At 43.9% G+C, this 10,212-nt stretch carries 8 protein-coding genes; 4 read left to right on the top strand and 4 right to left on the bottom strand.

Features of this window, described 5'->3' with window-relative positions:
• Positions 1-206: 206 nt before the first annotated feature.
• A complete protein-coding gene (locus tag VIS94_13365) occupies positions 207-800 on the top strand; it encodes an NAD(P)H-dependent oxidoreductase (GenBank protein HEY9162060.1) in 594 nt (197 codons plus the stop codon).
• 2 nt (positions 801-802) lie between these two features.
• On the opposite strand, the gene VIS94_13360 is transcribed toward VIS94_13365, so the two are convergent.
• Positions 803-1,615: an undecaprenyl-diphosphate phosphatase gene (locus tag VIS94_13360; GenBank protein ID HEY9162059.1), complete on the bottom strand. Its 813-nt coding sequence runs from the start codon at positions 1,613-1,615 to the stop codon at positions 803-805.
• Between the two features lie 209 nt (positions 1,616-1,824).
• On the opposite strand from VIS94_13360, the gene VIS94_13355 reads away from it, so the two are divergent.
• Positions 1,825-2,214 carry a response regulator gene (locus VIS94_13355; GenBank protein HEY9162058.1) on the top strand — a complete coding sequence of 130 codons (390 nt, stop codon included), beginning with the start codon at positions 1,825-1,827 and terminating at the stop codon, positions 2,212-2,214.
• Positions 2,215-2,223: 9 nt separating this feature from the next.
• Positions 2,224-3,324: an ATP-binding protein gene (locus VIS94_13350; protein ID HEY9162057.1), complete on the top strand. Its 1,101-nt coding sequence runs from the start codon at positions 2,224-2,226 to the stop codon at positions 3,322-3,324.
• Between the two features lie 3 nt (positions 3,325-3,327).
• Here VIS94_13350 and VIS94_13345 read toward each other — a convergent pair whose 3' ends face one another.
• Entirely contained in the window at positions 3,328-3,540 is a 213-nt protein-coding gene (locus VIS94_13345) for a hypothetical protein (protein ID HEY9162056.1), read from the bottom strand.
• Between the two features lie 103 nt (positions 3,541-3,643).
• Between VIS94_13345 and hrpB the strand changes: the two genes are divergently transcribed.
• Positions 3,644-6,169: an ATP-dependent helicase HrpB gene (gene hrpB / locus VIS94_13340; GenBank protein HEY9162055.1), complete on the top strand. Its 2,526-nt coding sequence runs from the start codon at positions 3,644-3,646 to the stop codon at positions 6,167-6,169.
• Here hrpB and VIS94_13335 read toward each other — a convergent pair.
• Entirely contained in the window at positions 6,166-8,730 is a 2,565-nt protein-coding gene (locus VIS94_13335) for a hypothetical protein (protein ID HEY9162054.1), read from the bottom strand. The genes hrpB and VIS94_13335 overlap by 4 nt on opposite strands.
• Positions 8,731-8,873: 143 nt before the next feature.
• Positions 8,874-10,169 carry a DUF1015 domain-containing protein gene (locus tag VIS94_13330; protein HEY9162053.1) on the bottom strand — a complete coding sequence of 432 codons (1,296 nt, stop codon included), beginning with the start codon at positions 10,167-10,169 and terminating at the stop codon, positions 8,874-8,876.
• Positions 10,170-10,212 lie beyond the last annotated feature (43 nt).

The following is a 10,212-nucleotide window of genomic DNA, read 5'->3' as shown; positions in this document are numbered from 1 at the left end:
AAGTGAAGGAATACCTGAACATATGCCCCGAATTCCTCTATATGTTCAACGGCCAGGACGCCAACAAGGACTTCCTCAGCAACGGTTACAGCAAGCTCGGTTATGAGGCCATAGGCGGTTTGACCATGATTCTGACGTTCTAAATCTATCATCCTGCACTCCTGGTTTCCTTTAATCAGGGTGCAGGATTTTTTCTTCACTTACAAATGAACATCACTGTCATTCTTGCGCACCCCGATGGAAAAAGCTTCAATCATGCCATTGCCGAAACAGCAGTCAGCCGTCTAAAGTTTAACGGACATTGCGTATCATACCATGACCTCTATAAAGAATATTTCAATCCTCTCATGACTGCCGGTGAAATACATTCTGATGCCGTAATCCCAATCGAAATCATGGAGCATTGCAATGAGATTGCAAATGCCGACGGAATCATCATTATCCATCCGAACTGGTGGGGCCAGCCTCCGGCGATACTCAAAGGCTGGGTTGACCGTGTGATTAGACCCGGTGTCGCCTACAGGTTTCTCGAAGGCGATGGAGGAGAAGGCGTTCCTGTAGGACTCCTTAAGGCCAGAGTCGCAATAGTTTTCAATACCGCAAACACACCACCCGAAAGAGAGGCCAACGTTTTTGGAGACCCTCTTGAACTGATCTGGAAGAACTGCATTTTCGGCCTCTGCGGCATATCAGATTTCAGAAGAGAGGTGTTTTCGGTTGTTGTCACAAGCAGTCCCGAACAGCGACAGGAATGGCTTAAAAAGGTTGAAGAGATAATTGACAGGCTTCCGCAAAAATAATATCAGCTGCCGCCGTTTATAAAGAAATAGCCGAGAACTATCACACCCAGCACTATTCTGTAATATGCAAAGACTTTGAAATCATGTCTTGTTATATACCTCATGAAGACTGCGATCACGGCTAGCGCCACGACAAACGAAACGGCAAATCCGGTTGCAAGAAGCAACATTTCATGAGTGCTCAGATTTCCTCCAGTCTTTATCAGTGAATATCCCGATGCCGCAACCATAGTCGGTATGGCAAGAAAAAACGAGAACTCGGCGGCAACAAGCCTGGAAGCTCCCAGAAACATTGCTCCGATTATTGTGGCTGCAGACCTTGAGGTCCCCGGTATCATTGCAAGACATTGTATGAATCCGATGGCAAGTGCAGTTTTATAACCAAGACCTGATATCGAATTTATCTTTGCATGCCTTTTCCTGTCCTCAAGGTAAATCATGACTGCGCCTCCGGCAACAAGCGCCATTGCGACAGTGACAGGATTGAACAGCTTTTCCTCTATAATATTCCCCAAAATAAAACCCAGTATCAATGCTGGGGTGACACCGACAGCGGCTTTTAACCAGAGGGTGAATATCTGCCTTTTATCGGCAGAGGTTAAATGAGTGCCGAACGGGAAAATTCTTTTCCAGAAATATACAACCACGGAAAGTATGGCCCCGAGCTGGATTACAACATCGAATGTACCGGCAAAGCTTCCTGTGAAATTGACAAACCTGTTTACTATTATCAGATGGCCTGTCGATGATATGGGCAGGAACTCTGTAACGCCTTCAACAACACCTAAGATTATTGAACTGATAAATTCATTCATTAATCTGATATAACACTATTTAATCATATCTCTGCAAATACATTCTTATAAAATAACATTGCCGGAATTTTCCATAATATGATTTTTTTAATAACATTTCATTGAGCATAAACTTCTATTGACTTATCCCCTATATCTATTATTTGTTTAAACAAGTCCCCTAAAATAAGGATGAGCATTACACATAAATAATTGAATGGAGGCAATTAATGAGCACGAACAAAAAGGTCCTGATAATTGATGACGACATCGACTTCTGTGAGGCGACAAAACTTATTCTTGAGAGCGGAGGATTTGAAGTATCTATTGCCGAGAGCGGAAAGTCAGGGATTGACATCGCCTCGAAACTCAAACCTGACCTGGCAATAGTTGACATGATGATGGAGACATGGAGCGAAGGATTCAATGTGGTATCCAAACTCAGGGCTGCAGCGGCAACTAAAAAGATCAAGCTTATCCTGCTCAGTGCGGTTGATATTCAGGGACCATACTCTGAAGCAAACGAGCCGTCAGGTGATGATGCAAAACCGGATCTGATACTGGCAAAACCGATTAAAGCAAATGATTTGATTACATATGTGAGAAACCTTATCGGCTGAAAAAAGAACATGCCGGAGAATGAAAAAACCGCACTCATCCTGATTATAGACAATGAAGAATCTATCTGTGATGAGTGCAGGCATGAACTGACAAAGTCGGGGTTTGAAGTAGTAACAGCCACAGAGGTAACGGAAGGAATCCGTCTGGCACGGGAGATAAAGCCCGATATGGTCTTTCTTGACCTCAACATGCCGGGAATGGCTGATATAAACGCCCTTGAAATACTGTCAAAAGATATACCTGATATTGTTCTTGTAGTAATAACCTCATATGCATCGATTGATTCCGCGGTAGAAGCAATTAAAAAAGGGGCATACGACTATCTCTCCAAACCTTTTGTACCGGATCATTTAAGGGTTGTAGCACAGAGATGCCTGGAGCACAGGACACTCAAGATTGAGGCCAGGATACTCCGTGAAGAAAGGGATATGTTTGAAAAGGGCTTCATCACCTTCGTCAGCCATGAAATGCGCTCCCCTCTGGTAACAGTCCAGCAGTATCTTGAAAGCCTCAAGGTTATCTGTTCGAATAATGACAATCCGCAGCTGAATGATATACTCATGAAATGTAGCAGCCGGATAAAAAACCTTGAAGACCTTGTAAGCCACTGGCTGGATCTCGAAAGGGTTGCAAACAAATCATTCTTGAAGTCAAAGGTCCCCGTAAACCTTCCTGCCGTTATAAGAAACGCCATAAGCGATCTTTCATCAATATCTGAAAAAAGAGGGCTTATCGTAAAACTGGAAGAACCGCCTGAGGGACTCCCGGATATCATGGGAGATGCTGAAAGCCTTCTACGCGTTTTTGTCAATATCATCGGCAATGCAACCAAATATACGGATGCCGGAGGCAGTATCACAACAAAAATATCTTACGATGACTATTATATTAATGCTGAAATAACTGATACAGGCAAAGGCATCCCGCAGGACAAACTCCAGTTCCTGTTCGAACCTTTCTATCGTGTCCTCGGCAACAGGGAACCTTACAGGGGTTCAGGTCTCGGGCTCACATTCTGCAAAAAAATTATGGATGCACATAATGCCAGAATCGAAGTATCCTCGATAGAGGGGACAGGCACCACCTTCCTGCTGAAATTCCCAAGATAAATCTTATTGGGGTTCTTCCCACGGCCTCGTGTTGTCCAGCATATAACCGGAAACGTTGCTGAGCATGCAGCCCCCGCAGAGATGAACCATCTTCTGCGATTTGATTTCTCTTACTGTAAACGTCTTCTTGCAGGCTTTTCTGCACAGGAAACATGTATCCTTTGCATCCGCCTCATGAAAATCATACATGTTTTCATCACCGAATCTGCACTTCATATTAAAATCCACTTATCATAAAACGCGGACGCCAACAAACAATGATTGAATTCACCTTATCAAAGCGCTTGTTTTAGCTCTGCAAGTATGATGGACTCAGCTTATGCAAGAACTTCCTGTTGCTGAAATCCTGCCCGATCTGAAGAAGGTCCTGGCGAAGAAAAACGCCGCCGTCCTGAGCGCCGCTGCCGGCGCCGGGAAGACAACACTTGTACCTCCTGCGCTGCTTGATGAACCGTGGCTTGAAGGGAGGAAGATCATAATGCTTGAACCAAGAAGACTTGCAGCATATGCCGCCGCCGCGAGGATGGCGTCAATTATGGGAGAAAATATCGGAGAAACAATAGGCTACCGTACAAGACTGGATACAAAGGTGGGCATGAATACCAGAATAGAGGTTGTCACTGAGGGCATCCTTACCAGAATGCTTCAGAAAGATCCCTCTTTGATCGAAGCAGGTTTGGTTATATTCGACGAATTTCATGAGCGAAGCATTCATGCCGATCTTGGACTGGCCCTGTGCATGGATTCACAAGAGGCTCTGAGATCGGACCTCAGAATTATCATAATGTCGGCCACCCTGGATACGAATGCAGTATCAGCCCTGCTCGGAAATGCGCCCGTTATTTCTTGCGAAGGCCGTTTATGGCCGGTGGAAACAAGATACCTGCCTTTGACTGCAGCAAAAGGAAAGGCTGCAGATCAGCATGTTGAAAGACACGTCGCCCTCTCGATCATGAAAGCCCTTGCCTGCGAGCCGGGCAGCATACTTGTCTTCCTTCCGGGTGCACCTGAAATCAGAAGGGTCGAGCGATTCCTTGGCAGGACCGGGCTGCCTGATGATGTCATCATTGCACCTCTTTACTCGATGCTAACGGCAGACGAGCAGAAAAACGCGATCATGCCTGCCCCGGCAGGGATGAGGAAAGTCGTACTTGCCACCTCTATTGCAGAAACATCGCTTACTATTGAAGGAATAAATGTCGTAATAGATTCCGGATACTCGCGCGTTCCCAGGTTTGATAAGGGAAGCGGCATGACATGGCTTGAGACTGTCCGTGTTTCCAGGACATCGGCTGATCAGCGCAGGGGAAGGGCAGGCAGGACAGGACCGGGTGTATGCTACAGACTCTGGGATGAAAAATCAGAAACGCTGCTGAAGCAGGATAATGACCCGGAAATACTTAATGCAGACCTGATACCTCTTGCGCTTGAACTGCTGCGATGGGGAATAAAATCCCCGTCCGAACTGAAATGGATGGATGTGCCTGATGAATCGTCCTTCAGGCATGCTGTAGGCCTTCTTGCCGAACTTGATGCGGTTGATGAAAGAGGCAGGATCACACCCGCAGGTAAAGTTATGAACTCACTTGGAATCCACCCGAGACTTGCCCGTATGATTATCATGGGCAAGTCTTTGGGTCAAGGCGCACTCGCCTGCGAAATCGCCGCAATTCTCGGTGAAAAGGATTTTCTTGATAAGAATCCCGGCTCCAGGCAATCGGATATGAGGTTGAGACTGGACGCACTGCATTCAGCAGGCAAATTCGATAATGAATATTATCATGGAGTCTCAGTCATAAAAAGAATCAATAAGACTGCAGAGCAGCTGAAGAAACAAATGAAGATTTCAGATGCCGGAGAAAACGATGTTGATATGACCGGAGTCCTCCTGGGTTTCGCATACCCCGACCGCATTGCACAGCGCCGCTTTGGGAAAAACCCCAGATTCCTTCTGTCCGGCGGCAAGGGCGCCTGGCTTGACGATACCGATTCCCTTGCAGATGAAGAGTTCATAACAGTTGCAAGTCTTGACGGCGACAAGCAGGAGGCAGCAATATTTCTTGCCGCACCAGTTAAAAGGCAGGCACTCCTGGAACATTTCTCATCGCATATAAAAACCGAATCCATTTGCGTCTGGAACGATGATGTCATGGGTGTGATCTCATCCACAAGAGAGTCTCTAGGCAGCATCATCATAAGTGAAAAACAAACAGATAAACCGGATATTTATTTAATGGAAAAAGCTTTTATTGACGGGATAAGAAAAAACGGGCTTGGCATCCTGCCCTGGAGCAATGAATCCATTCAATTAAGGGCAAGGATTAACTTCATGTTTAATTCCAACACCGACGGAAAATGGCCTGATGTTTCGGACGAATCCCTTCTCGAAGGCCTCGAAAGCTGGCTGATGCCACATCTCGACGGGGTTTCACGTATCTCTCAGATATCCGGACCGGACATAATCAGAGCACTTACTTCGATTCTATCATGGCATCAACAGATAGAGCTTAACTCACTTGCACCAACACACATCCGTGTCCCGTCAGGCTTTTCTGTAAGGCTCGACTACAGTAAAGGAGATATTCCGGTTCTGGCAGTGAAGCTTCAGGAAATGTTCGGGTGCAGGTCCACCCCTACTGTGGCAGGCAGCATCCCGGTCATCCTTCATCTGCTCTCTCCTGCAGGCCGTCCTGTACAGGTGACAAGGGACATCATGGGTTTCTGGAAAGGGGCTTATAATGATGTCAGAAAAGAACTGAAAGGCCGGTATCCCAAACATCCATGGCCGGAAAACCCGCTGGAGGCAATCCCTACGAAGAAGACAAAAAACAGGACAAAAGTCTAGAATTTCAACCCTTGATCAATGTTTAAATCAATATATTTAATTTTGATATTCGAGGCGGACGCCATCTGCAATGCAATCGGATTGGCTTTTAAAGGTATGGATGGATCCTTTTTTACCCTGATTCCTATGCCGACATTTTTAGTTAAAGGCATCTTTATTGTATCAGGGATAATATCCTCAACCGAGAATTCAAATGGTATTGCACAGCCATTGCCGGGGATAAATTCTTCTTTGTCTATTGATGCTGCTGCTTCACCATATGCAATGCACATCACTGCAAACTCTTCATAAAATTCAACAGTGTTCCCTGTAATGAAATCAAAAGCAATATTCCTGTCAAAGGATATTCCTGTTATCAGACAGTTTGATTTCTCCGGCAAAGTATAAAAATATCCGCATGAATCATTCCAGTCCATATCCTTGACCACATTACCGTTACCATCAATTGATTTAAAAAAGAGTGACAAGAAAATATCATTTTCAGGATCATTATCAGGAGGGTTTGACCCTTCTTCGACAATTTTATCATTAATCATTCTGTAGCTAGCTCCAGGGTTTGAGGAGAGCGGTTTCCTGTTCCATTCTTTGCTGTAAAAAGTTGCTATTGGTGATGGTTCTGAGTTAATCTCTTCCTCCAGCTTTCCACTGAACACAAGATAGGCATCATTCATGGTGCTAACATTTTCTATAGGATAACCTATTAGTCCAATTTTACTTAATAGCTGATTAAGGTTGTTTGCTATATAGGTGTGGATCTCCTTCATCTGTTCAGGTATCAGCATCGGGTAAAGCTTGTTGAAAAGCAGCAGATAGGTCGCATCACCTTTTCCGCATTCAAGCACGAACTTTCCGTTGTCCCATTTCATCGCTATATCAAGGCTGATCGAAAGCCTTGCAAGAAGTTCTACATCCTTCCCTTGATCATCAAGTTCCCATACTTCCACAAGGACGTTCCTGACGTACAAGCTCCCTATATAATTGCCGTTACCCTGAATTTTGAGCACAGGGGGCGTAGGCATTTGGTACTTTATTTTGATGTTGGGAAGTTTATCGTTGCCGTCTCTCAACCATGGCCAGAGTTTATAATCTCCAAGGTCAATGCCCAGTTCATCGATCAGTTCATTCAAATCCAGATCGGTGATTTCCTGAGTGTCATCCGGGAAATTCATTGCCAGCATCTGATTTATCATGTCATCACTTAAGGCAAATGTTGAGTTTCCGTAATTAACAGCCAGATCAAGTTTATCACTTTTTGCCTTGGAAGAAGAATAAGTGCTTGTCAGTTTGCTTTTTGACTCTTTATCTATCGTGAAGTTGATATCCATTCCCAGATTGATGCCGCCATTATTATCTTTTGTGCAGTATTTCAGCCCTGTTATGGCATCGGAATTCAATGCAGTTTCATCACCAGACAGCTGCTTGATCAATAACCTTAGAGCATAATAACCCAGCTTCAGCTGCACTGGCTTTTGATTTGTCTGTTTGAAAACATCCTGGATCAGGAAACTGAAAACATTATCCAGCAGATAGTTGAAGATTTCGGTAAAAGGGGTATCCAGATTATACTTGAAGCCTTCGCCTTTTACCAAAGCAATATCACCTGCTTTGAGATAGGCTTTGATTCCATTGCCTTCTTTTCTCAGTTCTATTACGAGGCCGTCGATCTCGATATTTTTCATGTTGATGTTTACCACGTTCTGCCCGGGATTAAAGATGGAGTAATTATTAGTATATTCAACAACGAGATTTGAAACCTTGATATCAAGATTTATGGAGCACAAATCCGCACCGGCCGAATTTATCGAGTAATCACTGATTGTCACTCCCTGAAGCATCACTGTCCTTGGGCTGAGGACATTATTTACCAAAATATTTATATTGCCCAGATAAGGAGCAAAATTAAGACCGTCAATCTGGGATACGAGTATCGGTAATGCATTTGAAACAAATTCCTTGTTTCCGGATAGATGCAGTGAATTTGCCAGCGGATAATCTTTTCCGATTTTGTTTGCAGCCCTGTCCTGCAATATGACAACCGATTTTGCACCTGATACATAATTCTTTTCATCGACCGCAGCAATGATTATTGGATAGAAGGTGCCTGCAATATCTTCTTTTGATATGTAAATGGTTTTCGTAAATGTGAACTTCCCGTCAACCCATTTGATATCGTCTCCATTTGCTGAATCTACAAGCTGCCTGTTGACATAAACACCTTTCAACTCAAGCCGGTTCCTTTTAATCCCAAAAGTTGAAGGCGTCACTTCGCCTTTGACCTCAAGAGACCATTTCTCACCAGGGACAACTTCTTTCAGATAAACGCTTCCATCATTAGCAACAGTAGTCACCGGATTAACCGATAAAGGCGATGTGATTTCTATTGCAGGCGGCGTATAGTCTCTAATGCCGACAGGGAACTCACCAAGTGACGTGATGTTTTCAGCTCCTGTTTCCAAACTGACTACCGTTGATTCATCATTCTTATTGCTTGAACATGCAGCAATGGCAACAAAAAAAGCCATGCAGACAATTATTGCAGCATATTTTACAAACCTATTCATACACATACCTGTTATATTTAAGCAATATGGATACCAATCTCCTATTATCCTAATACATTGAATTTAAAGAAAACATTAACAATAAACCCCTTCATATCAGTCCAAAAGGAAATTAATTTCCCTAATAATAGATATCTTTTCTTCTACTTATTTCCAGCCTCAAGTGGATAAAAAACAAGCCCCGTAGGGATCTTAGGATAGAAGAATGTCGATTTCTGTGGCATTCTCAAACCTGCATCCGCTATGGCCATAATATCCTGTATTGTACTCGGATTTAGCAAAAATACAATATCAGCTTTTTCCTTCTCGACCATCTCAAGCGCTTCAGTTGCATTGCTGATAAACTCTATCCTTTTGGCGGTCATCGAATAATCGATTCCGACAATAGGTTCTATGATACAGGTATGAAGAATATTGACATCAAGCTTTTTTAGCAAAGGATGGCTGTCATCAGGCATCAGCCTGTCAAGCGCGTCCATCTCAGAGAGTTCAAGCAGATAATATCTCGGAATACCTTTCACCCTCAGCCCCAGATATCCCTTTCCGTTCTTTTTAAGCGCATCAAGAAATGCCTTCCTGTTGTCAAAAGGAAGAATCCTGAAAAGTTCTTTTACCCTGTGTTCGATATCAACAAGTCCCACTCCCATACTGTCGACAATTACCCTGTGTGTAGGAAGAATCGATACCCCGTCTTCCGAATTGCTCAGATAGAATAAGGCATAATCAAACGGCTGTTTGCCGTCCATTTTGCCAGTTAAAGCCCTCATCCTGTCCCTGTATGTCCTTGCCGTATCATACCTGTGGTGTCCGTCAGCTATAAGAATCTTCTTATCCGAGAGAATGCCTGCAATTTTCTTTATCAGCTGCTGCGATTCAATTTTCCATAGTTTCTGTGTGCCTTCTCCGTTTGTGAAATCCCAGAGCATCTCTTTCAGGAGCGGTTTAACCTCGGTATCAATAAGCCTGTTTTTGTCTGTGTATATCCCGAAAACGCAGCTCAGATTTGCCTTGACTTCCATCATCAGCCTCAGACGGTCGATCTTGGGACCCTTATGCGTATATTCATGAGGCATAATATCATTGCTGTCATTTTCATCCATTTTTACCGCTGCTATAATTCCTTTTCTGGTACAGATCTTATCGCCTATTGTATATGTCTGTTCATGGTAATAAACTGATGGTTTTTCATCCTGTATCAAGATTCCCTTATCTTTCCAGTCCCGATAGAAATCCCTCGCCCTTGTATATCGATTGTCTGTCTTTGTGTCCTTTGGAAACTGCTGACCAAGAACAAGCCTTACCGGATTATACGGGGACTTGTTATAATAGGCATCAACCAGAGGGCTTGTAATCACATCATAGGGAGGGCACATAGCTGCACTGATATCTACCGTCCCGACATTGTATCTGATCCCTTTAAATGCCTTGATCTTCGGCATGCTGGTGCTCCCTCCCCTTAAAGAGTAAAAAGCGAAAAAGTTT

This window comes from Desulfomonilia bacterium (assembly GCA_036567785.1).
Taxonomy (GTDB): domain Bacteria; phylum Desulfobacterota; class Desulfomonilia; order UBA1062; family UBA1062; genus DATCTV01.
Note: the sequence above shows the minus strand (reverse complement) of the source record. Positions and strands in the feature narration are given on the sequence as shown.

Bases quoted from the DNA above. Each gene is read 5' to 3' on its own strand.
- VIS94_13350 (HEY9162057.1), top strand. From the start codon at position 2,224: ATGCCGGAGAATGAAAAAACCGCACTCATCCTGATTATAGACAATGAA.
- VIS94_13360 (HEY9162059.1), bottom strand. From the start codon at position 1,615: ATGAATGAATTTATCAGTTCAATAATCTTAGGTGTTGTTGAAGGCGTT.
- VIS94_13355 (HEY9162058.1), top strand. From the start codon at position 1,825: ATGAGCACGAACAAAAAGGTCCTGATAATTGATGACGACATCGACTTC.
- VIS94_13345 (HEY9162056.1), bottom strand. From the start codon at position 3,540: ATGAAGTGCAGATTCGGTGATGAAAACATGTATGATTTTCATGAGGCG.
- VIS94_13335 (HEY9162054.1), bottom strand. From the start codon at position 8,730: ATGAATAGGTTTGTAAAATATGCTGCAATAATTGTCTGCATGGCTTTT.
- VIS94_13365 (HEY9162060.1), top strand. From the start codon at position 207: ATGAACATCACTGTCATTCTTGCGCACCCCGATGGAAAAAGCTTCAAT.
- VIS94_13330 (HEY9162053.1), bottom strand. From the start codon at position 10,169: ATGCCGAAGATCAAGGCATTTAAAGGGATCAGATACAATGTCGGGACG.
- hrpB (HEY9162055.1), top strand. From the start codon at position 3,644: ATGCAAGAACTTCCTGTTGCTGAAATCCTGCCCGATCTGAAGAAGGTC.